17 protein-coding genes are annotated in these 22,114 nt (G+C 65.9%); 10 read left to right on the top strand and 7 right to left on the bottom strand.

Translation table 11 applies throughout. The features are described 5' to 3' along the window. Positions 1-33: 33 nt before the first annotated feature. Entirely contained in the window at positions 34-2,091 is a 2,058-nt protein-coding gene (locus PVT67_RS07355; protein WP_301499258.1) for a DNA internalization-related competence protein ComEC/Rec2, read from the bottom strand. A 61-nt stretch (positions 2,092-2,152) separates the two neighbouring features. Between PVT67_RS07355 and PVT67_RS07350 the strand changes: the two genes are divergently transcribed. Further along, positions 2,153-2,638 (top strand): DUF2062 domain-containing protein, encoded by a 486-nt coding sequence (locus PVT67_RS07350; RefSeq protein WP_336407819.1) that lies wholly within the window; start codon positions 2,153-2,155, stop codon positions 2,636-2,638. A 60-nt stretch (positions 2,639-2,698) separates the two neighbouring features. Here PVT67_RS07350 and PVT67_RS07345 read toward each other — a convergent pair whose 3' ends face one another. From PVT67_RS07345 to PVT67_RS07335, 3 genes are all read right to left on the bottom strand, one after another. Further along, positions 2,699-3,931: an ABC transporter permease gene (locus PVT67_RS07345; RefSeq protein ID WP_301499256.1), complete on the bottom strand. Its 1,233-nt coding sequence runs from the start codon at positions 3,929-3,931 to the stop codon at positions 2,699-2,701. Then, positions 3,928-4,551, bottom strand: a complete 624-nt coding sequence (locus PVT67_RS07340; protein ID WP_336407842.1) for an ABC transporter ATP-binding protein — start codon at positions 4,549-4,551, stop codon at positions 3,928-3,930. The genes PVT67_RS07345 and PVT67_RS07340 overlap by 4 nt, the downstream gene beginning before the upstream one ends. Positions 4,552-4,633: 82 nt before the next feature. Continuing rightward, complete coding sequence (locus PVT67_RS07335) at positions 4,634-5,827, bottom strand: ABC transporter permease (protein ID WP_301499254.1); 1,194 nt, start codon at positions 5,825-5,827, stop codon at positions 4,634-4,636. 79 nt (positions 5,828-5,906) lie between these two features. On the opposite strand from PVT67_RS07335, the gene PVT67_RS07330 reads away from it, so the two are divergent. The 6 genes from PVT67_RS07330 (at position 5,907) to PVT67_RS07305 (ending at position 14,671) form a co-directional block, all read left to right on the top strand. Then, positions 5,907-6,458, top strand: coding sequence for a hypothetical protein (locus tag PVT67_RS07330; protein WP_301499253.1), 552 nt, complete (start codon positions 5,907-5,909; stop codon positions 6,456-6,458). Between the two features lie 4 nt (positions 6,459-6,462). Continuing rightward, a complete protein-coding gene (locus PVT67_RS07325) occupies positions 6,463-7,512 on the top strand; it encodes an agmatine deiminase family protein (RefSeq protein WP_301499252.1) in 1,050 nt (349 codons plus the stop codon). After that, complete coding sequence (locus tag PVT67_RS07320) at positions 7,509-8,390, top strand: carbon-nitrogen hydrolase (RefSeq protein WP_301499251.1); 882 nt, start codon at positions 7,509-7,511, stop codon at positions 8,388-8,390. The genes PVT67_RS07325 and PVT67_RS07320 overlap by 4 nt, the downstream gene beginning before the upstream one ends. Positions 8,391-8,453: 63 nt before the next feature. After that, positions 8,454-11,912, top strand: a complete 3,459-nt coding sequence (mfd, locus tag PVT67_RS07315; RefSeq protein WP_301499250.1) for a transcription-repair coupling factor — start codon at positions 8,454-8,456, stop codon at positions 11,910-11,912. After that, positions 11,896-12,876, top strand: coding sequence for a CsiV family protein (locus PVT67_RS07310; RefSeq protein WP_301499249.1), 981 nt, complete (start codon positions 11,896-11,898; stop codon positions 12,874-12,876). The genes mfd and PVT67_RS07310 overlap by 17 nt, the downstream gene beginning before the upstream one ends. Positions 12,877-13,057: 181 nt before the next feature. Continuing rightward, positions 13,058-14,671 (top strand): hypothetical protein, encoded by a 1,614-nt coding sequence (locus PVT67_RS07305; protein ID WP_301499248.1) that lies wholly within the window; start codon positions 13,058-13,060, stop codon positions 14,669-14,671. On the opposite strand, the gene nagZ is transcribed toward PVT67_RS07305, so the two are convergent. The 3 genes from nagZ to psrA form a co-directional block, all read right to left on the bottom strand. Continuing rightward, entirely contained in the window at positions 14,632-15,627 is a 996-nt protein-coding gene (gene nagZ, locus PVT67_RS07300) for a beta-N-acetylhexosaminidase (RefSeq protein WP_301499247.1), read from the bottom strand. The genes PVT67_RS07305 and nagZ overlap by 40 nt on opposite strands. Positions 15,628-15,735: 108 nt before the next feature. Continuing rightward, on the bottom strand, positions 15,736-18,066 hold the full coding sequence (locus tag PVT67_RS07295; RefSeq protein WP_301499246.1) for an acyl-CoA dehydrogenase: 2,331 nt from the start codon (positions 18,064-18,066) through the stop codon (positions 15,736-15,738). A 25-nt stretch (positions 18,067-18,091) separates the two neighbouring features. Continuing rightward, complete coding sequence (psrA, locus tag PVT67_RS07290) at positions 18,092-18,748, bottom strand: TetR family transcriptional repressor PsrA (protein ID WP_301499245.1); 657 nt, start codon at positions 18,746-18,748, stop codon at positions 18,092-18,094. 377 nt (positions 18,749-19,125) lie between these two features. Here psrA and PVT67_RS07285 point away from each other — a divergent pair, with 377 nt between their 5' ends. The 3 genes from PVT67_RS07285 (at position 19,126) to PVT67_RS07275 (ending at position 22,092) form a co-directional block, all read left to right on the top strand. After that, positions 19,126-19,542: a hypothetical protein gene (locus PVT67_RS07285; protein ID WP_301499244.1), complete on the top strand. Its 417-nt coding sequence runs from the start codon at positions 19,126-19,128 to the stop codon at positions 19,540-19,542. Positions 19,543-19,678: 136 nt separating this feature from the next. Continuing rightward, the gene (locus tag PVT67_RS07280) at positions 19,679-21,619 is read left to right on the top strand and encodes a protein-disulfide reductase DsbD family protein (protein WP_301499243.1); all 1,941 of its coding nucleotides are present in this window, start codon (positions 19,679-19,681) and stop codon (positions 21,617-21,619) included. 86 nt (positions 21,620-21,705) lie between these two features. Then, positions 21,706-22,092 (top strand): hypothetical protein, encoded by a 387-nt coding sequence (locus PVT67_RS07275; RefSeq protein WP_301499242.1) that lies wholly within the window; start codon positions 21,706-21,708, stop codon positions 22,090-22,092. Positions 22,093-22,114 lie beyond the last annotated feature (22 nt).

Genomic DNA, 22,114 nt, shown 5'->3' with positions numbered 1-22,114 from the left:
CGGCTCTTTAAATTCAAGGCCGCTAGTTTAGCTTCAGCGCCCCTCCAGGCCAACCACGGCGCCTTCCCACCAATAGTGGCGCAGGCCCTGGCAGCCACTTTTTGCGCAAAAAAGCGCCCCCTGGCTGGCGGTGTTCCAGGTGGCGGCCCCTTCCGCCCGGTAACGGGCCACGACGGCAGGCACCGGAAAGCCGAAGGGGTTGCCAAGGCCGGTGGAAAAGACGGCCACCTTGGGCCGCACCTGGTCGATAAAGGCCTGGCTGGAGGCGCTCTTGGAGCCGTGGTGGGGCACCGCCAGCCAGTCCGCCTGCGGCCAGGAGCGGCTGGCCTCCACCCTGGCGCTGGCATCCCCTGGCAACAGGAAAGAGTGCCCAGCCAAACGCCCGGCGAGGATGCAGGAGGCGTCGTTGTCCGGCCTCAGTCCCGGCCTTGGCGGCCAGAGGACATGCAACTCGCCGCCCGCCAAGGCAAGGGTTTGGCCGGCCAGGCACTGGCGCTGCCCCACCGCCGGTTGGCCCGCCAGTATGGGCGCATCGAAGGCGGCAGCACCGCCCACATGGTCCCTGTCGCTGTGGGACAGCACCAGGGTGTCGAGATGGCGGGAAGCGGCAAGGCTCCTGGCCCCGTCCATGGCCCAGAGCCCTGGGCCCGTATCCACCAACAGCATCTGCCGTCCGGCCACCAGGGCCGTACTGCTGCCCTGGCCCACGTCCAGGAACCAGACTCCATCCTCGGCCGGCGGCAGCAAGGCGACAAAGAGCAGCGCCGCCGCCCCCAAGGCCAGGCGGCTGGCCCTGCCAAGGGGCAGGAAGGCCAAAGGCAGCAGCACCAGCAACCAGAGCCACTGGCCAGGCAGGCTGCCTTGCAAGAGCCCAAGCAGCCAGAGCAGCGCGCCAAGGCCCTTGTCCGCCAACCACCAGGGCCCAGGCAGCAAGAGCCCGGCCAAGAGGGCCGGCATCACCACCAGCGTCACCAGTGGCACCGCCACCAGGTTGGCCAGCAGGCTCCAGGCCGGCACGGCGCCAAACAGCCACCACTGCAAGGGCCACATCAAGAGCACCAGGCCCCCCTGCAAGACCAGCAACAGCCGCCAGCCGCGCACCGGGAAGCGCCAGAGCAGCAGCAGGATCAGCCCAACGGCACAAAAGGACAGCCAGAGCCGGCTGTCCAGCAGCACCAGGGGATTGAGGGTGGCAAAGAGGCACAGGAGGCTCAGCCAGAGGCGCCCCGCCTGCAAGGGCCTTCGCCAGCCCAGCCAGAGCACCCAGGCGATGAGGGCCGTCAGCGCCCGCAAGGTGGGCGGGCCCAGCCCCGCCTGCCAGGCGTAGAGGCCGGCAAGCACCAGCCCGAGCCAGAGGCCCCAGCGGCGGCCGTTGCCAGGCAACAGGTGGCCGAGCCAAAGACCGATGGCGGCCACCAGGGCCACATGGAGGCCGGAGATGGCCAAAAGATGGGCCGTGCCTGAGCCCGCCAGCAGTTGCCGGGTAGCGGGGTCCAGTTGGCCGCGTTCACCGCTCAAAAGGGCCAGCATCAAGCCCCCTTGGGGGTAAGGCGCCAAGCGTCCCGCCAGGTACTGGTGCCAGCGGCCGCGCCAATCCGGCAGGCCTTGGATGGCGCCCACCGCCTCGACATAACCGAGGGCGGCCAATCCTTGGGCGGCGTCACGGCGGGCCGCCGCCCTGCTGCCGGGGTTGCGCCGCTGGTGGACGCCGCGCAGCCGAACCTTGGCGACAAGGGTCTGGCCGGGCTTGGCTCTGGGGCTGTCCAGGTACCAGCCGAGGCGGGCCAGCAGAGGGGAAATCGCCTTTCCATCCAAGGCGGTAATATGCACATATTGTGCAGCACTATCTGCCAGAACAACGGCTTCTATGCTATGGTCCTTGGCAAAGAGCGGCAGCCTGGTCAAGGATTGTCCAACAAGGCTGGTGTAACAGAGTCCCACCAGGAATACCGCCACGCGGCATTGCCCCAGCCCGACCAGGATAAGAGCCGATAGCATCAGCCAGACCAGGGTGCCTGCAGCGGGGAGCTGTTCCCAAAACAGCGGGGTCACGAGCCCCAACAGCCAGCTCAGCAAAGGCAAGACTTTCATCCCTAATGTGGTTCCCTGGAGTGAATAGACCTTCATGCCTAAGAAAACAATAAAGCGGTTCATGCCGGATCACGCCACGATCCGTAACCACAAACACCTGAAGATCTTCGGTAGCCTGGTCCATGAGCCCAACCTTTGGTGCCTCAACAGGCGCAGCGCCGCCGGCGCCTTCGCCGTCGGCCTCTTCTTCGCTTTCGTGCCCGTGCCCTTCCAGATGCTGCTGGCCGCCGGCGGCGCCATTTTGTTCAGGGTCAACCTGCCCCTGTCGGTGGCCCTGGTCTGGCTCACCAACCCCATCACAATGCCGCCCATCTTCTACGGGGTTTACCGGGTCGGCGCCTGGCTGATGGGCAAGCCCCCCACCAAGTTCGCTTTCGAAGCCAGCTGGGACTGGCTGATGAAGAGCCTCGAGTCCGTCGGCCCCGCCTTTCTGCTGGGCTGCGGCGTCTGCGCTTCGGTGGCGGCCATCATCGGCTACTTCGGCATTTCCTGGCTGTGGCGCTATTCGGTGGCAAGAAGCTGGCGCAAGCGCCGCCGCCCCCGCTGAACCCTATGGCAGCCCAATAAAAAAGCCCCTGTGAAGGGGCTTTTTTATTGTTCCTGCCTGCTAACTGCCGGACAGCACCCGCGCCGGCTGGAGCCTGGCGGCGTGGAGGGCCGGATAGAGGGTGGCGGCCAGGGAGACGAAGAGCGCCAGGCTAGCCGTCACCAGGGCGTCCCCCAGGCGAATTTGGGTGGGCAGGGTGTCGGTGAAATAGATGTCGCCGGCCAGCACAGTGCTGCCGGTCAGCCACTCCCAGCCGGACACCAGCTCAGGCAGGGCCATGGCCAGCAGCAGGCCAAGGCCTGTGCCCAGCAAGACGCCAAGCCCGCCCAGCATGCAGCCGCGCCACAGGAAGATGGCGCTGACGGTGCCCTGGCGGCAGCCGATGCTGCGCAGCATGGCGATCTGCGGCGCTTCCTCGCGCACCGTCACCATCAGCAGGGAAACGATGTTGAAGCTGGCCACCAGCATGATCAGGCCCACCACCAGGTAGATGATGACCCGCACCATCTGGATGTCCTGATAGAGATGGCCCTGGGTGCGGGTCCAGTTGTCCATGTAGAGGCCCTCATGGGCCCGGTAGCCGACGTCCCGCGCCACCTGGTCGGCGGCGAAGACGTCCTTGACCTTGAGCCGCAGGCCCTGGGCCTTTTGGCTGCCGTTCCACTGGTTGGCGGTGGCAAGGGGCATGTAGGCCAGGCTGTAGTCGAGCTGGCCCCCCACTTTCACCACCCCCACCAGGGTCAGGCGGTGGCGGCGCGGCGTGGAGAGGCCGCCGCTGCCGGGGGGCGCCACCAGCAGGCTGACCTCACTGCCCACCTTGGCCCCCAGCTTGTCGGCCAGGGCCGCGCCCAGAATAAGGCTGTTGGGTTCGGCCTCGAAGGCCTTGACCATCTGCGGCGTGATGAAGCTCTTAATCCCCGAGACCTGCATCTCTTTCTCGAGGTCGATACCGCGCAGTATGACGGCGTTGAGGTGCTCACCGCTCACTGCCAGGGCGTTGACGGCGCGAAAGGGCGCCACCGCCAGTACCCTGTCGTCGGCCTGGGCCAGGCTGGTCAGGCTCAATGGCCGCTGCAGCTCCCCGTTCACCGAGGTCAGCTCCACCTGGGGCACCAGGGACAGGAAGCGCTCCGTCAGCACCTGCTGGAAGCCGTTCATCACGCTCAGCACCAACACCAGCACCAGGCAGCCCAGGGCCACGCCGGCCACGGCGGCGGTGCGCAGGAAGCGTTGCAGGCGGTTGAGGTGGCCCTGGCGAAACTGCCGCCAGGCCAGGTGGAGGCTCAGCATCATGAGGCCTGCAACACTCCCTTCTTGAGGGCCAACACCCGGCCCATCTTGGCCGCCAGGCCGCGGTCGTGGGTCACCACCACGAAGGCGGTGCCGAACTCCTGGTTGAGCTCCTGCATCAGCTGGTAGACCTGCTCGCCGCTGGTTTCATCCAGGTTGCCGGTGGGCTCGTCCGCCAGCACCAGCCGGGGCGAGTTGACCAGGGCCCGGGCTATGGCGACCCGCTGGCGCTCGCCACCGGACAGGGCCGAGGGCCTGTGCTCCAGGCGGTGGCCAAGGCCCACCCTTTCCAGCAGCCTGCGCGCCCTGTCCATGGCCTTGACCGGGCTGTCGCCCTGGATAAGGGCCGGCATGGCGGCGTTTTCCAGGGCCGAGAATTCCGGCAGCAAATGGTGGAACTGGTATACGAAGCCGAGATGCTGGTTACGGAAGCGGCAGCGGCTGTCTTCGTCCCAGGCCAGCATGTCTTCCCCTTCGAAGAGCAGCTCGCCGCTGGACGGCTGGTCCAGGGTGCCCATCAGGTGCAACAAGGTGCTCTTGCCGGAGCCGGAGGAGCCCACTATGGCCAGGGTCTCCCCCGGCTCCACCTGCAGGTTCACCCCGGCCAGCACGGCGGTGTCCATGCCGTCGTCCTGGTAGGTCTTGGTCAGTTGATGGCAACTCAGCACAGTCAATTCCCCTTTGAGGCCGTCTCGGCGGCCTTGATTAATCCCGTTCGCTCAGCACCACGGCCGGGTCGACGCGGCTGGCCCTGTGGGCCGGCGCCAAGGTGGCCAGGACGCAGATCACCACCACCAGGCCGGCGATGACGGCCATCTGTATGGGCTCGCGCACCACAGGCAGGCCCTGGGGGCCATAGCCGAAGGCCATGCCGCCGAGGCCCACCAGATCCAGGAAGACGTTAAGGTGTTCGGTGGCCAGGAAGCCAAAGCTGATCCCAAGGGCCGAGCCCAAAACGCCGGTACCGACCCCCTGGGCCACGAAGATGCGTTTGAGCGCCCTTGGCGTCATGCCGAGGCCCGCCAGCACGGCGATATCGCGGCGTTTATCCGAGACCAGCATGGCCAGGGCGGCGAGGATATTAAAGGCCGCCACGGCGATGATCAGCACCAGCAGGGCCGACATGGTGCGCTTTTCCTGGGCCACGGCGGCGAAGAAATCCCCGTAACGCCCTCGCCAGTCCCAGAGCTGCTCGCCGGGCTGGGCCAGCTTGGCGAAGGCCTGGGTGGCGAAGGGATCGCTCAAGGTCACCCTCAGCCTGTCCACGCCCTCACCGCTCTTGCCGTAGAGGCGGCGCAGGTCGCCGTAGTCGGTGATGGCAAGCAAATCGTTGAGTTCGGAGGCGAAATCCACCACGTCCACGACGGTGAACTGGCGCTGGGCCGGCAGGCGCCCCAGGGGCGTATAGAGGCTGCGTCCGGGCAGGTAGACCCGCACCACATCCCCCACCACCAGGCCGAGTTTGCGGGCCAGGCCCACCCCCAGCACCAGCTGGTACTGGCCGGGCCTTGGCGAGCGGGCCAGATCCGGCAGCGGGCTGTCCGGCCAGCGGCCCTGGAGCCAGCCGCCCTGCAGGCCCTGGGCGCTTTGCATCATCACCTCGCCGTCCACATAGGGGTAGGCCGCCGTCACTTGCGGGTTGGCCTTGAGCTGCGTTGCGCGCTGCTGCCAGTCGTCATAGCCCTTGGGGTTGGTCAGCAGCAGGTGCGGCACCCTGTCCAAAAGCCGGGTCTTGAGCTGGGCCTCGAAACCGTTCATCACGCTCAACACCACCACCAGCGCCATGACCCCCAGGGTCACGCCGAACAGGGCAAAAAGATTGACGAAGTTGGCGAAGCCGCCCCGTTGGCCGCGCAGCAGGTAACGGGTGGCGATGAAGAGCGAGGCAGGTCGGAACATCCCGGTTATTAGAGGTTTTATTTAGCGAGGAAGTCAGGGGATAATACGGGACTTATTTCTGGATGAACAGCGACCTGCCATGGCCGACCGCCTTTTCGACGACTACTTCAGTGTCCAGTTGGCCTGTGAGGTGCGCCTGGACTGGTTGCCACAGGGCAGCAGCGTTCCCGACCAGCGCAGCCTGGCGGAGAAGCTGCCGCCCCTGCGCCGCCAGCTCGACGCCCTGGAAGCCCAGCAGCAACAGCTGTGGTCGGAACTGAAGGAAGATCGCCAGTCCCCCCTGGTGCGGCTGCTGGAGCTGATGCAGCACCAGATAGCCCTGCTGGGCGAACAGCTGCTCAGCCTGGACGCCGGCGAAGGCCAATGGCTGCGAACGGTGCATTTCAGCGCCGGCGGTTTTTCCCTGGAAAAAGCCGCCGTCGACGTCGAGCCTGGCCGGCTCTGCCAGATCAGCCTCAAGCTGCCGGTGGGCCTGGTGCGCGGCTTTGCCCGCCTCGACCACCAGGACGAGGCGCTGGCCTATCTCAGTTTCGTCAGCCTGCTGGAGTCGGACCGGGAAAAACTGGTGCGCCTGGCGCTGCAAACCCAAAGCGATCAATTGCGGGCCCGCCGTGCCCGAGAGGAGAAGTAACCAAGTGCAACGCCTGCTTGCCGAATGGGAAGGCCTGGATGGAGTCCTGCTCACCTGGCCCCACAAGAACACCGACTGGGCCCCCGTCCTGGACAAGGTGATCCCCCTCTACGAGGCCCTGGCCTACGTCATCAGCGACTACGCCGACGTGCTGATCGCCGCCCCCGAAGACGAGGTGGAGGCCATCAAGGAAAGGCTGCTGGCCCTTGGCATCGGCGACGACGCCTTCATGGTCTACGGCGTCGCCAGCAACGACAGCTGGGCCCGTGACCACGGCCCCCTGACGGTGGAGACCGAAGACGGCCTCAAGCTCCTCGACTACCAGTTCACCGGCTGGGGCAACAAGTTCGAGGCGAGCCTCGACAACCAGTTAAGCCGCAAGCTCCACGACCTGGGCGCCTTCGCCGTGCCCATGGAAACCAAGGAACTGGTGCTGGAAGGCGGCGGCATCGAGACCGACGGCGCCGGCACCCTGCTGGTCACCGCCGAGTGCCTCTTGAACCCCAACCGCAACCCGAACCTGTCCAAGGAAGAGATCGAGGCCCAGCTCAAGCGCGACTTCGGCGTCACCAAGATCAACTGGCTCAACCACGGCTACCTGGCCGGTGACGACACCGACAGCCACATCGACACCCTGGCCCGCCTCTGCCCCAACAACGTCATCGCCTACGTCAAGTGCGACGACCCGGAGGACGAACACTTCGACGCCTTCCAGAAGATGGAAGAAGAACTCGAAGCCATGACCGACGCCGACGGCAAGCCCTACAAGCTGGTACCCCTGCCCTGGCCCTTCGAGGTCTATGACGACGAAGGCCAGCGCCTGCCGGCCACCTACGCCAACTTCTTGATCTGCAACGGTGCCGTGCTGGTGCCCGTCTACAACGACGATCGCGACGAGGAAGCCCTGGCTGCCATCAGCGAGGCCTTCCCGGGCTTCGACGTGGTGGGCCTCAACTGCCTGCCCCTTATCGAGCAACACGGCAGCCTGCACTGCGTGACCATGCAGCTGCCCCAGGGCACCCTGAGCCTGCTGCCCCCCGGAGTGGAACTATGAGCATCCTGAATGTGGGCCTGGTGCAGCACGCCTGCACTGGCGACCTCGAAGCCAACCTCGCCAAGACCATCGAAGGCATTACGGACGCCGCCGAAAACGGCGCCAAGCTGGTGGTGCTGCAGGAGCTGCACCGCAGCCTCTACTTCTGCCAGGTGGAAAGCACCGACCTCTTCGACTTGGCCGAGCCCATCCCCGGCCCCAGCACCGAGCTGTTCGGTGCCCTGGCCAAAGAGCTGGGTATCGTCATCGTCGCCAGCCTTTTCGAGAAGCGCGCCCCCGGCCTCTACCACAACACCGCCGTGGTGCTGGAGAGCGACGGCAGCATCGCCGGCAAGTACCGCAAGATGCACATCCCGGACGATCCCGGCTTTTTTGAAAAGTTCTACTTCACCCCGGGCGATCTCGGCTTTGAACCCATCCAGACTTCGGTGGGCAAGCTGGGCGTACTGGTGTGCTGGGACCAGTGGTTCCCGGAAGCTGCCCGCCTGATGGCCATGAGTGGCGCCGAGCTGCTCATCTACCCCACCGCCATCGGCTGGAACCCCGATGACGACGAGGCCGAGCAGAACCGCCAACGGGACGCCTGGGTCACCATACAGCGCGCCCACGCCGTGGCCAACGGCGTGCCCGTGGTGTCGGTGAACCGGGTCGGCCACGAGTCCGACCCCGCCGGTGGCCCCGGCACCGAATTCTGGGGCACCAGCTTCGTGGCCGGCCCCCAGGGCGAGTTCCTGTTCGAGGCCGACACCGGATCCGAGCTGAGCGTGGTGGTGCCCGTCGATCTGGGCCGCTCCGAGTCGGTACGGCGCTGGTGGCCTTACCTGCGTGACAGGCGCATCGACCACTACGGCGATCTCTTGAAGATCTACCGCGACTGACAATCAAAGCCGGTGGCCCTCACCGGCTTTGCCCTTTTTGGCGACTAAGACAGACGGAACAGGATGAAGGCGCTGGAACTACTGGAACTGCCCTCCAAGGGCGGCGACCGTCAACACTGGATCAACCTGGCCGGGGACGCACAGATCCTGGCCATCATGGAAGCCTGCCACCGCCACGGCGGTTTCAACCTGCTGGTGACGAGCGACAGCCCCACCGCCAACCGCCTGGTGGAAGCCCTCTCCAGCCTGATGGAGGGCGTGCAGCTCTTCCCCGACTGGGAAACCCTGCCTTTCGACACCTTCTCGCCGCACCAGGACATCATCTCGGAACGCCTCACCGCCCTCTACCAGCTGCCCTACAAGACGGGCGGCCTGATGGTGCTGCCGGTCACCACCCTGCTGGGCCGCCTGGCTCCCCGTGGCTACGTGGACGGCGCCACATTGCTGCTGAAAAAGGGCGAAGTCAGGCCCCTGGAGCGGCTGCGCGACCAGCTCGCAGGCGCCGGCTACCGGCTGGTGGACCAGGTGATGGAGCACGGCGAGTTCGCCGTGCGCGGCGGCCTCATCGACCTCTACCCCATGGGGGAATCCAGCCCCTACCGGGTGGATTTCTTCGACGATGAAATCGAGACGCTGCGCCGTTTCGACCCCGAGTCCCAGCGCTCCACCGGCGAGGTGGAGGAGATCCGGCTGCTGCCGGGCCACGAGTTCCCCATGACGGCGGCCGGCATAGAGCGTTTTCGCAAGAACTACCGCCACCGTTTCGACGCCCCGACGGCCCCCGAATCCCTCTACCAGCAGGTCTCCAAGGGCCAGCAGGTGCCGGGCATCGAGTATTACCTGCCGCTCTTCTTCGACGACACCGCCAGCCTCTTCGACTACCTGCCGGCCGGCACCCAGCTGCTGTCGGTGGGGGATCTGGAAAGCGCCATGGCCGCCTTCTGGCGCGACCTGGAATACCGCTTCGAAGAGCGCCGCCACGACCGGCTGAGGCCCATCCTTGCCCCCCGCGAGCTCTTCGTCGAGACCGGCGACTGCTTCGCGGCCCTGAACCAATACCCGCGCCTGGCCCTGCACCAGGGCGGCGAAGTGGAAGGCAAGGGCGGCGTCCAAGACGCCGGCGCCCTGCCCCTGCCTGAACTGGCTATCGACGCCAAGGGCGAACAGCCGCTCAAGAAGCTGCTCGACTGGCTGGCACAGGACCCTGAGCCGGCGCTCTTCGTCGCCGAGTCCGAGGGCCGCCGCGAGGCCCTGCTGGCGTTGCTGGGCAAGGCCGGCCTGCACCCGGCGCGCATCAAGCGCCTGGCCGATTGGCTGGCCGCCCCCCAGGCCCAGCACGGCGTGCTGGTGGCCCCCCTGGAAGCGGGCTGCGTCGCCCGCTACCAAGGCCAGGGCCTGAAATTGGTGCCGGAAGCGGCCCTCACCGGCCCCAGGGTGGTGCAGCGCAAGAAGCGCAAGAAAGAAGACGGCATCAACACCGATGCCATCATCCGCAGCCTCGCCGAGCTCTCCATCGGCCAGCCGGTGGTGCACCGCGAGCACGGGGTGGGCCGCTACCAGGGGCTCACCACCCTGGGGGCCGGCGGCATCGACACCGAATACCTGATGCTCGAATACGCCAAGGGTGACAAGCTCTATGTGCCTGTCGCCTCCTTGCACCTCATCAGCCGCTATGCCGGCAGCGAGGAAGCTCCCTTGCACCGCCTGGGCGGTGAAGCCTGGGAAAAGGCGCGCCGCAAGGCCGCCGAAAAAGTGCGGGACGTGGCGGCCGAGCTCTTGGACGTCTACGCCCGGCGCGAGGCCAAGCCGGGCTTTGCCTTCGCCCTCGACCAGGATGGTTACCGCGCCTTCTGCGACGCCTTTCCCTTCGAGGAGACGGACGATCAGCTCGACGCCATCGAGGCCGTGGTGCGGGACATGACGGCCAAGCGCGCCATGGACCGCCTGGTCTGCGGCGATGTCGGTTTCGGCAAGACGGAGGTGGCCATGCGCGCCGCCTATATCGCCGTCTCCAACAACCGCCAGGTGGCGGTGCTGGTGCCCACCACCTTGCTGGCCCAGCAGCATTTCGAGAACTTCCGCGACCGCTTCGCCGAGGTGCCGGTGCGCATCGAGGCCATCTCCCGCTTCCAGAGCCCGGCCGAGCAGAAGGCCATCTTGAAGGACGCCGCCGAGGGCAAGGTGGACATCCTCATCGGCACCCACAAGTTGCTGCAGAAAGACGTCAAGTTCGACGACCTGGGACTGCTCATCGTCGACGAAGAACACCGTTTCGGGGTGCGCCAGAAGGAGCAGGTGAAAAAGCTGCGGGCCGAGGTGGATATCCTCACCCTCACCGCCACCCCCATACCCCGCACCCTCAACATGGCCATGTCGGGGATGCGCGATCTCTCCGTCATCGCCACGGCCCCGGCCCGGCGCCTGGCCATCAAGACCTTCGTGCGCGAGTTCGACAAGGCCCTGGTGCGCGAGGCGGTGCTGCGGGAAATTCGCCGCGGCGGCCAGGTCTACTACCTCCACAACGAGGTGGAGAGCATCGAAGACACCGCCAAAATGCTCGAAGAGTTGATCCCCGAGGCGCGTGTCAGTGTCGCCCACGGCCAGATGCGCGAGCGTGAGCTGGAAAAGGTGATGGCGGACTTCTACCACCAGCGCCACAACCTGCTGGTGTGCACCACCATCATAGAGACCGGCATAGACGTGCCCACGGCCAACACCATCATCATGGACAGGGCCGACAGCCTGGGCCTGGCCCAGCTGCACCAGTTGCGCGGCCGGGTCGGGCGCAGCCACCACCAGGCCTACGCCTATCTGATGACGCCGCACCCCAAGCGCATGACCAAGGACGCCGTCAAGCGCCTCGAGGCCATCGCCTCCCTCGAAGCCCTGGGGGCCGGCTTCCTGTTGGCCACCCAGGACTTGGAGATCCGCGGCGCCGGCGAACTGCTGGGCGAAGATCAGAGCGGCCAGATAGCGGCCATCGGCTTCGACCTCTACATGGACATGCTGGACGAGGCGGTCGAAGCCTTGAAGGCCGGCAAGGAGCCCAGCCTCACAGGGGTGCTGGCCAGCCAATGCGAGGTGGACCTGCGCCTGCCGGCCCTGCTGCCCCATGACTACATCCCCGACGTCGGCACCCGGCTGCAGCTCTATAAGCGCATCGCCTCGGCCAAGGACGTCGAAGAGCTGCGCGAGCTCAATATCGAGCTTATCGACCGCTTCGGCCTCTTGCCGGACGCGGCCAAGCAGCTCTTCAAGACCACCGAGATCCGCCTCCTGGCCAACCCCCTGGGGCTGACCCGGGTGGAGGCCTCCAGCCAGGGGATCAGTCTCGACTTTTCTGAACAGACCAAGGTCGACCCCGGCTATCTCATTGGCCTTTTACAACAAAAGCCGTCACTCTATCGCCTGGAAGGGCCGACGCGCTTCAAGGTGCTCAAACAACTGGACCAGCCGGCAAAACGGCTGGATGAAGTGCAGCAACTTCTGGAGGAACTTGCCCGCAATGCAAAAGCTGCTTAAAGGATCCGCCCTGGCCCTGCTGGTCCTGGCCAGCGCCCAGGCCCTGGCCACCGCCACCGTCTTCGACGTGGAACTGATCGTCGTGGCCCGCCAGGACAACAGCGACGAAACCTGGCCCCCCAAGGCCCTGCCCGGCGGCAACCTCAACGCCCTGCTGACCGACCGCGAAGCGGCCCTCTGCATAGCCCCCTGCACCGACTTGCCGGTGGACGTCACGGCCCCCCCCCCGGCCCCTGGCCAGGACGACACCAAGGCAGCCACCGGCACCGAGGCGGCACCAGGTGACCAGGCTAGCCCGGATGAGGCGAATGAGCCCCTGCCGCGGCTGCTGCGGGCCGACGAGCTGCAGCTGAACGAGGCCGCCGCCAAGCTGGCCCGCCTGCCGGGCGGCCGGGTGCTGCTGCACACCGGCTGGCGCCTGGCCCCCAAACAGCCCCGCTACGCCACCCCCATGGCGGTGGAAGCGGGCCGCGACATGACCCCCTATCAGCTCTCGGCGCCGGTAGCGGAAGGCACCCTGACCGAAGGCAGCGACAACCCTGGCGCTGCCCAGGCCACCACTGAGGGCCAGGGCCAAACCGGCGCCCAGCCCCAGGACGCGCAGCCGCCAGTAGCGGCAGCGGAAGCCACCGGCAGCGCTCCTTCGCAAACAGGTGAGACCCAAACGACGGCTGCTGCCCAAGGCACTGGCCTCGGCGAAGGCACTGGCGAAAACCCTGGTGACGCAGGCGTTGCCCAAACCCACGGCCTGCCGGCCCTGCCCGAGCTCAGCGGCCAGATCCAGGTGGCCTTGGATCACTACCTGCTGGTGGACATGGCCCTGGATCTGCGCACCATCCAGGGTGAAGGCCAGCCCCTGCTCATCAAGACGCTGCGCCAAAAGCGCCGCCTCAAGAGCGGTGAATGGCACTACTTCGATCACCCTGCCCTGGGTGTGCTGATGCAGATAAGGCCGGTACTGTGACTGTCAGGCGGCGCCAAAACATGTAAAATACCTGTTAAAAAACAGGAAGCACCATGGGCCGCCTTCTCCTTCTCAATCCGCTGCTTTTCCCCCTGGTGGCCCAAGCCGCCAGGGTCGCCGTCCTTCCCAGGGGCCTGGCCAAGCTCCCCCCTTTTGACCCCCTCTTGCAGAGGAGAGCCCGATGAGTTTCAAGCGCATCCCCCTGGGCACCCGTTTCCTCTGGACTGTGATGATCTACTCCTCGGTGCTGACCTTGCTGTTTGTGGCGGTCAACCTCTACGCCCGCTACCAGCAGGAGATGGATCAGCTGGACAAGCGGGTCCGGCAGATCCAGATCACCATGCTGCCGGCCCTGGCCCAGTCGGTCTGGGATCTGGACCAGTCCCAGATAGAACTGCAGCTGACCGGCCTGACCCAGCTGCCGGACGTGGTCTCGGCCAGGCTCATCACCACAGAGGGGGCCGTCACCGACGTCAGCCGCGGCCGCTCCATAGACCGCCACGTGGTGTTCTCGGTCAACAGGCCCTCCCACGAGCTGGCGGAGCTGGATGTGGGGATCAGCTACCAACGCATCTTTGATGAGCTCAAGGTCCACGCCGCCGTGCTGGTGCTGACCCAGGGCATCAAGACCTTCCTGGTGTCCCTGCTGATCGTGGTGTTGGTGGGCCGCATGATCACCCGCCACCTCGAAGATCTCTCGTCCCAGCTCAAGGAGCACCAGGAGCCCCTGGTGCTGCACCGCAAAGGCCACTACCAGGACGAGCTGAGCACCTTGGTGGACGCCCTCAACCAGCTCCACGAAGAGAAACAGCAGCAGCTGACCGAACTCAACGCCTCCAAGGAGGCGCTGGGTAACCAGCACCAGTTGTTGGAGGAGGAAGTGGCCCGCCAGACCCAGGCGCTGCGCCAGGAAAGCGAGCTGGCGATATTGATGGGTGAACTGGCAGGGGAACTGCTGGAACAGAAATACGAGGAACTGGACAAGGGCCTGCAGCAGGCGCTGGAAAAACTGGGTAAGCGGCTGGCGCTTTCCTCCATCACCCTCTTCGAGCAGATCCTGGTGCGGGCCCATTGGCCGGCGGACGCCGAGGTCTGGCCCCTGTGGAGTTCCAGCGAGGCCCAGAAAGCGCTGCGGGACGGCGGCCACTTCTACGATGAGGCCCAGGGCCTGCTGGCCCTGCCGCTGAAAGACCAAGGCCTCTACCGCGGCGCCCTGGTGCTGCGCGGCAAGCTGGACCAGGCCTGGATGGCCAGCCATTTCACCCATGTGCACCGCTTCACCTCTTTCGTGGCGGCGCTCCTGGCCCGCCAGCAGAGCAGCCAGCTGTTCACCCCCATAGGCTGGCAGAGCAGCCCCCCCAACCTCTGGCAGGACGAGAAACAGGCCCGCCCTGCCCTTGCCGCCCTGGCCGCTCAGCAGGCCCAGGCCGGCGGCTTTTTAAGCGTGGTGCTCTGGGAGTTCTCAGGCCCGGGCGGGCTGGGTCCAGACAGGTTCGCCGAGTTGCGCTCGGCCATCAGCCACGGCATGCCCGACGCCCTTTTCGTGCAGCTGTCAAAACGGCTGCTGATGGTGGCGGTGGCAGGCCCCGGCCCTCAGGCCATAGACACCTTGGTCAGGGCCCTGACCAGCGAACTCAGGGAGCTGGCCAGCCCCCTGAGTACCCACGCCGGCGGCTTCTGCCTGGTTCCCCAGGGGCCCCTGCCCTTCGAGCAGCTTCTGGAGATGGCGGACAGGGCCCTGTTCCAGGCTCGCAGTCAGGCCGAAGGCTTGGTGATAGAAACCAGCAGCGACTGAGCCCGGGAAAGGCGTTCGGCGTCCCAGCCGGCCTTGGCCTGGAGCGGGCTTATGTCCACAGGCCCCTGCCCTTCGAGGGCGGCGAGGATAGGCGGATGGTTGGCGCTGTCGTTGCAGCACAGCAGCAGGTCGCAGCCCGCCTCGCTTGCCGCCAGGGCCCGCTGGGCAGGGGTGCCGAGGCCATGGGCCCCTTTCATGGACAGATCGTCCGAGAAGATAAGTCCCTTGAAGCCCAGCTCCCCCCTGAGCCGGCCCTTGAGCCAGCGGCCGGAAGAAGAGGCAGGCCTCTCGTCCAGGGCCTGGTAGATGATGTGGGCCGGCATGATGGCATCCAGCACACCGCCTTCGATCAAGGTCCTGAACGGCATCTCGTCCAGGGCCGCTATCTCGGCCAGAGGCCGGCTGTCGCGGGCCTCGCTCAAGTGGGTGTCTTCCTTGACCTGGCCGTGGCCGGGGTAATGCTTGGCACAGCAACCCATGCCCGCCGCCTTCATGCCCTCAGCAAAGGCCCGTGACAACAGCGTCACCGTCTCGACGTCACTGCCGAAGGCCCTGTCCCCTATGACGCTCTGGTTGACCCCCAGGTCCAGCACCGGGGCATAGCTCAGGTCGACACCGACATCGATAAGCTCGGCCGCCATCACCAGGCCGGTACACCAGGCGAGGTAGGCCGCCACCTGGCGGTTGCCCCCGGCCAGCGCCAACAGCTTGCCCGCCGCCGGCAGCCGGGTGAAACCCTCCCTGAAGCGCTGCACCCGGCCGCCCTCGTGGTCTACGGTGACCAGTATCGGCTTGCCGGCCGCCTGGCGGCACTCATTGATCAGCGCCTTGAGCTGGGCCCGGCTCTCGAAGTTGCGGGTGAAGAGGATAAGGCCGGCACAGGCCGGATGGGCCAGCCACTGGCGCTCAAGGGGGGCCAGGCGGGTGCCGCCGAGGTCGATAAGGAGCTGGGCCATGTTGGCCTCCACTTGGGGATTTTCGGCCAGTATACCAAGGCCTTGGCTTAACCTCGCCCCACAAAAAAAGCCGCCCTGGGGCGGCTTTAACGGTTGGGAAAGTCGAGCTTAGGCGGCGCTGTCGGCAGAGGCGCCCTGGCTGGATACGCCATGGCCTTCCAGTACGCCGGGGGCGAAGTGGTCCACCTGGATGGCCTGGTAGCGCAGGCTTTCTGCGTTGCGGATCTGCACCGCTTCTTCGTCGCTGATCACCTTGGCTTCCAGGGCCTGCTCTATGGCCTGGTTGAAGGGGATGCGCTTGGCGATGGCGCCGCTGCGCTGGGCCTTCATGATCTTCTTCTCGATGCCGGCGGCACCGACCATGGCCTGGAAGGCACGCTCCATCACACCCACGGCATCGTCCTTCTCCTCGGAGATGAACACCAGGTGGGTCAGGCGGTCACGGGCCACGCCAGGCTGCATCAGGGCGGTGGCGATCTGTTCACCGATGCTGTCCTTGGGCATCTTGTAGTTGATACCGAAGGGGAAGATGGCGCGCTTGAGGACGCCGGCCACGATGCGGCTTTCGAAGTTGGCGAAGAAGCCGTCGAAGGCGACACCGATCTCGAACAGCAGTTTCTGCAGGCTGTAGTGCACGTAAGGCAGGTCGGCTACCTGGCGGCCTTCATCCTCGTAGTGCTTGAGCACGGCGGAGGCGAGGTAGAGGCTGGACAGCACGTCACCCAGGCGGGCGGACAGGCGCTCACGGCGCTTGAGATCCCCCCCCAGCATCAGCATGGAGATGTCGGCGCACAGGGCCAGGGCCTTGGACATGCGGGACAGCTGTTTGTAGTAGCGGGCGGTCTCGCCGGAGACGGGGGCACCGTTGAAGGCGCCGCCGGTCAGGCCCTGGAACAGGGAACCGAAGAAGTTGCCCATGCCGAAGCCGATATGCTTCATCAGCAGGCCGTCGAAGGCTTTCAGGCCTTCCTCGGCGTTGGGGTTGGCGGCCGCTTCCATCTCGCCGAAGACGTAGGGATGGCAGCGGGTGGCGCCCTGGCCGAAGATCATCAGGTTACGGGTCAGGATGTTGGCCCCTTCCACCGTGATGGCGACCGGAATACCCAGGTAGCCGTGGCCCAGGTAGTTCTGGGGACCGAACTGGATACCCTTGCCGGCATGGATGTCCATGGCGTGGTCCAGGGCCTTGCGGGCCTTCTCGGTCATGTGGTACTTGGCGATGGCGGTGATCACCGAGGGGCTCAGGCCCAGGTCCAGGGCCGTGACGGTCAGGCGGCGGGAAGCCTCCAGCACGTAGGTGTCGGCACCGATCTCGGCCATGGCCTCCTGGATACCCTCGAAACGGCCGATGGACAGGCCGAACTGGCGGCGCACGTAGGCATAGGCGCCTGTCATGCGGCTGGCCAGGTGGCCGGTAGCGGTGCCCAGGGCCGGCAGGGAGATGCCGCGGCCGGCGGACAGGCATTCCACCAGCATGCGCCAACCGCGACCGGCGAAGTCGGGACCACCGATGATCCAATCCAGGGGAATGAAGACGTTCTCACCGAAGGTGGGGCCGTTCATGAAGGCCAGGCCCAGCGGGAAGTGGCGATCGCCGACCCGCACGCCCGGATGGCTGGTGGGGATCAAAGCACAGGTGATGCCGATGTCCTTCTGGTCGCCCAGCAGGCCGTCGGGGTCCTTCATCTTGAAGGCCAGGCCCAGTACCGTGGCCACAGGGGCCAGGGTGATGTAGCGCTTGTTCCAGTTGAGGCGGATCCCCAGCACTTCCTTGCCTTCGAACTCGCCCTTGCAGACGATGCCTTCGTCGGGGATGGCGCCGGCGTCGGAACCCGCTTCGGGGCCGGTCAGGGCGAAACAGGGCACTTCAGTGCCGTTGGCCAGGCCAGGCAGCCAGCGGTCCTTCTGCTCCTGGGTGCCGTAGTGCATCAAGAGTTCGCCCGGGCCCAGGGAGTTCGGCACCATGACGGTGACGGCGCAGGACAGGGAGCGGCTGGCGATGCGGGAGACGATGGTGGAGTTGGCCACGGCCGAGAACTCACGGCCCCCGAAGGCTTTCGGGATGATCATCGCGAAGAAGCCTTCTTTCTTCAGGAAGTCCCAGACTTCCTTGGGCAGATCCTTGGCTTCGTGGACGATCTTGTAGTCGTCCAGCATCTTCAACAGGGTTTCCACCTGGTTGTCCAGGAAGGCCTGCTCGTCGGCGTTCAGCTCGGAACGCTTGGTGTCCAGCAGCTTCTTCCAGTTGGGCTTGCCGCGGAACAGCTCGCCGTCCCACCAGACGTCACCCGCTTCCATGGCTTCCCTTTCGGTCTGCGACAGGGGCGGCAAGATCTTCTTGAAGATGCCGAAGATGGGTTTGGTAATGAGATTGCGGCGAATGTCCGGGACCCCAAGGATCACGGCCAGCGCCACCAGGATCAGCAACAGGAAAACCATTTTCCTTTCCTCTTAGTAATGACGCTCAGGCGGCGTCTTGCGAATTGCCAACCACAGGCAGGGGTGCCGTCACGGCCGAAGCCAGGTAGGGAACCAGCCTGTGGATCAGACTTTCAATACTGTTCTTCTCGCCAAAATCGCTCTCGGCGATCTCGCTCAGGGCCATGCTGGACGCCATGGTGAACACCACAGTGCCCAGGGTGAAATGCAGCCGCCAGAAGAGTTCGTTGTCGGGAAGGCCGGGAGTGGCTTTCCGGACTGTGGCCATGATGGCCCCCAGGGCATCACCGTACTGGTTGGTGATAAAGCGGCGCAGGTGGCCCTGCTTCTCTGTATAGCCGCGGCCCAGCAGCTGCATGAAGGTGGCGGTGCCGGCAGGCTTGAGCTGGTTCAGCGCCAGCAGGGGGCCTACAAAGGCGCCGAGCACCTTGGTCATGTCCACCTTGTCATCGGCCTGGAGCAACGCCATGGCGTCGCTTATCATGGGCATGAAGCTGTCCAGGTAACGGGCCAGCACGGCCTGGATCAGCGCCTTCTTGGAACCGAAATGGTAGTTGACCGAGGCCAGGTTGACCCCGGCGTCTGAGGTGATGAGGCGCAGCGAAGTGTCGTTGAAACCGTGCTCTGCGAAGAGCCGTTCCGCCACATCCAGGATCAGGGTTTTGGTATCGGGGCGCGCCATGACAAACACCAGTATCAAACAAGTGTTTTAAAAGTATGTTTACTCATCGGACTTGTCAAGGCACTTATCTAAGTGATTAAAAAGCAACCACAAAATCTTTTCCTCTAATTTGTGAACTTCGCACTTCCCCCCTGGTCATAATCTGTGCACGGCATGCGATACCCGTGCATTGAAGTTCTCTCCCTGGACCCGGCAAGCTGCCAACCGTCATTGAAGGCTTGCCGGGCTTTTTTCTGCCTGGCCTTTGCCACAGGTCCTTTACCTCCCCTGCCCTTGACGCTCCGGCCTGACCATGGTTGCCTTAGACCTGGCTCCCAAGCGGCCGCCCAAAGGCCCTTTGGAAAAACCCGTGCCGCGCTCATGTTCAAGGAGATCCCATGCGCATCTTATTGTTGGCCTGCCTGCTGTGCAGCGCCGCCCACGCCGCCTCACTGAAGGATCAGTTCGATAAGGCCCTGCCCGTGCCTGGCCAGGCCAAGGTGATTTTCTTCGCCGCCGACATGGACGGCGGCGATCTGGTCAAGGACACCTTCGGCAAGGCCAAGGACGACGAGATGGCCAAGGCCGGGGTGCTCTATGTGGCCGACATTTCCAAGATGCCAGGCCTGGTGTTCAAGCTCTTCGCCAAGTCCAAGATGCAGAAATACCCCTACCGCATGGCCCTGGACAGGGACGGCGACGTGACCGCCGGCTGGCCGCGCCAGAAGGGAGCCGTCACCGTCATCGAAGGGGAGCAGCACCATTTCTGCACCCAGGCAGAGTGCCTGCGCGACGCCCTCGCCCAAGCCCACTGAGGCAACGCCGCCCCGGCCAGGCTGAACTGGCCCTGGGCAGTGGGCAAAAAGGCGGCCGGTAGCGCCCCTGCGGGGTCGAAGCCGCCGCCTTTCTCCATTAACATCCATCCTGCCAACCCCCAGCCCTGGAGACACCATGCTGCGCCACCTGCTGCTCGCCCTGCTGAGCCTCTGCCTGATACCGGCCTGGGCCGAGCCGGTCGAGCGGCCCCACATCCAGGTGGATCTCAAGGCCGAGGTCAGCAGCTTCGTGCCCGGCCAGCCCTTCTGGGTGGCGGTGCACTTCAACCCTGAGCCGGGCTGGCATACCTACTGGCAGAACCCCGGTGATGCAGGCGCCGCCCCCAAGCTGGACTGGCAGCTGCCCAAGGATTGGCAGGCCGGCCCCATCCGCTGGCCCATCCCCAAGGCCATCGATCTCGGTGACATCGTCAACTACGGCTTCGAAGGGGAGTCGAGCCTGTTGGTGGAGCTGACCCCGCCGGCGGGAGCCAGCGACACCGAACTGCTGGTCAAGGCCAGTTGGCTGGTCTGCAAGGACAGCTGCATCCCAGGGGACGCCCTGCTGCACCTGCCCCTCAAGGCCGGCGCCAAGGCTTTGCCCGACAACAGCGGCTTTTTCGCCAGCGCCCGGGCCCGCCTGCCCAAGCCCCTGGACGGCCGCGGCCGCATGGAAGTGCAGCAGGATCTGGTGTCCTTCGCCCTCAAGGTCCCGGAGCTGGCCGGCCAACTGCCGCGCATCTTCGTCACCAGCCCCGATCTGGTGGCCGCCAGCGCCAAGCCTCGGCTCATCTGGCAGGGCGATACCCTGCTGGTCAGCCTGCCCAAGCACCTGCTGTTCACCGAGGTCCCCGATAACGTCAGGGTGTTGCTGGTCACCCCTGACCAGGCCCTGGACGTGGGCCTCGGCGGCCCGGCCAGCCCCGCCAAGGCAGGGCCGCCGCTCTGGCTGCTGCTGGCCATGGCGCTGGCCGGCGGCCTGCTGCTCAACCTGATGCCCTGCGTCTTCCCGGTGCTGGCCCTTAAGGCCATGCACCTCAAGGCCGGCCAGGGTTGGCATTACCTGGCCGGGGTGCTGGTCAGCCTCTGGGTGCTGGTGCTGGTATTGTGGTTGCTGAGGTTGGCGGGCCATGAGCTGGGCTGGGGCTTCCAGCTGCAATCCCCCTGGTTCGTGGCGCTGCTGGCCAGCCTCTTTGCGGCCATGGGCCTGGCCTTGCTGGCGGAGGTGCAACTGGGCACCCGCTTCATGGGCCTGGGCCAGGATCAGATCCACCAGGGCCATCCCTGGGAGGCCTTCATGACAGGCCTGTTGGCGGTGCTGGTGGCCAGCCCCTGCACTGCCCCCTTCATGGCCCCGGCCATCGGCATAGGCCTGACCCTGCCCCTGTGGCAGCTGCTGGCGGTGTTCAGCGCCCTGGGCCTGGGCCTGGCCCTACCCTTCTTGCTGCTGGTGCAGGTACCGGCCCTGGCCAAGCGCCTGCCAAGGCCGGGCCCCTGGCTGGCCAGCGCCCGCAAGCTGCTGGCCTTCCCGCTGCTGCTGGCCGCCGTCTGGCTGCTGTGGGTGCTGAACAGCCTCAGCGGCCAGGCCTTCTGGCTGCTGGCGGCCTGGGTGCTGGGGGTCGGGCTCTGGCTGCTGCCCTGGCGGGCCGGCCGCTACCTGGCGGCCCTGCCGCTGCTGCTGGTGGCCTTCTGGCCCCAACCCCAGGCCAGCAGCCAGGCTTTGGCCTTCGACGAGGCCACCCTCAAGGCGCGCCTGGCCGAACACAGGCCGGTGCTGGTCAACATGACCGCCGACTGGTGTATCACCTGCCAGATAAACGAACGCAGCACCCTGGCCAGGGAAGAGGCCCGCGCCCTCTTCGCCCTCTATGACGTCACCTACCTGGAAGGGGACTGGACGGCCAGGGATCCGGTGATCAGCCGCTTCCTGGCCAGTTTTGACCGCGCCGGCGTGCCCCTCTACGTCCTCTACGACCGCCAGGGCCAACCCCATGTGTTGCCCCAGCTGCTGACCCCGGCGGTCCTGGCCGACAACCTCAAGGCGATACTGGAGGCCGAGCCGGCCAGCGCCCCCTGAGCAGGGCCCCCTTGGTCAGGCGCCCCTGTTGCAGAGCCGGGGCGCCTGGTGCTAAGTTGTGCGCAACATCACAGATTGACGTTTCCATGCTGCGCACCCTCTTCACCACCTTGCTGCTTGTCTTCGCCCTGGGCGCCTTCTCGGCCCCGGGACAGGCGGCCCAGGGTGCGCCCGTTCTTCACGGCGCCAGCCAGGCGAAAGCCCACCAGGACACGCCTGGCAAAACGGTACTGAACCTCTCCCGGCTGCAACGCCATTTCAGCCACCAGGGGCTCGACGGCGAGCCCCTGAGCCCCAGCTACGGCCTGGCGGCCGAGGCCCGGGTGCTGCCGGCCGAGCGGTTCCAAAGGGGTTACCGGCAGCGGCGCCCTGCCGCCTGTGACTGGTCCCTCAACATCGCCGACAGCCCAGGCCGCCTCTTTGGCGGCCACGACACCCACCTCTTGGCCCTTTTCGCCGCCTGGCGCGGCTGATCCCTCCTGCCCAAAAACCCTT

The organism is Gallaecimonas kandeliae, from assembly GCF_030450055.1.
GTDB classification, from domain to species: Bacteria; Pseudomonadota; Gammaproteobacteria; order Enterobacterales; family Gallaecimonadaceae; genus Gallaecimonas; species Gallaecimonas kandeliae.
Note: the sequence above shows the minus strand (reverse complement) of the source record. Positions and strands in the feature narration are given on the sequence as shown.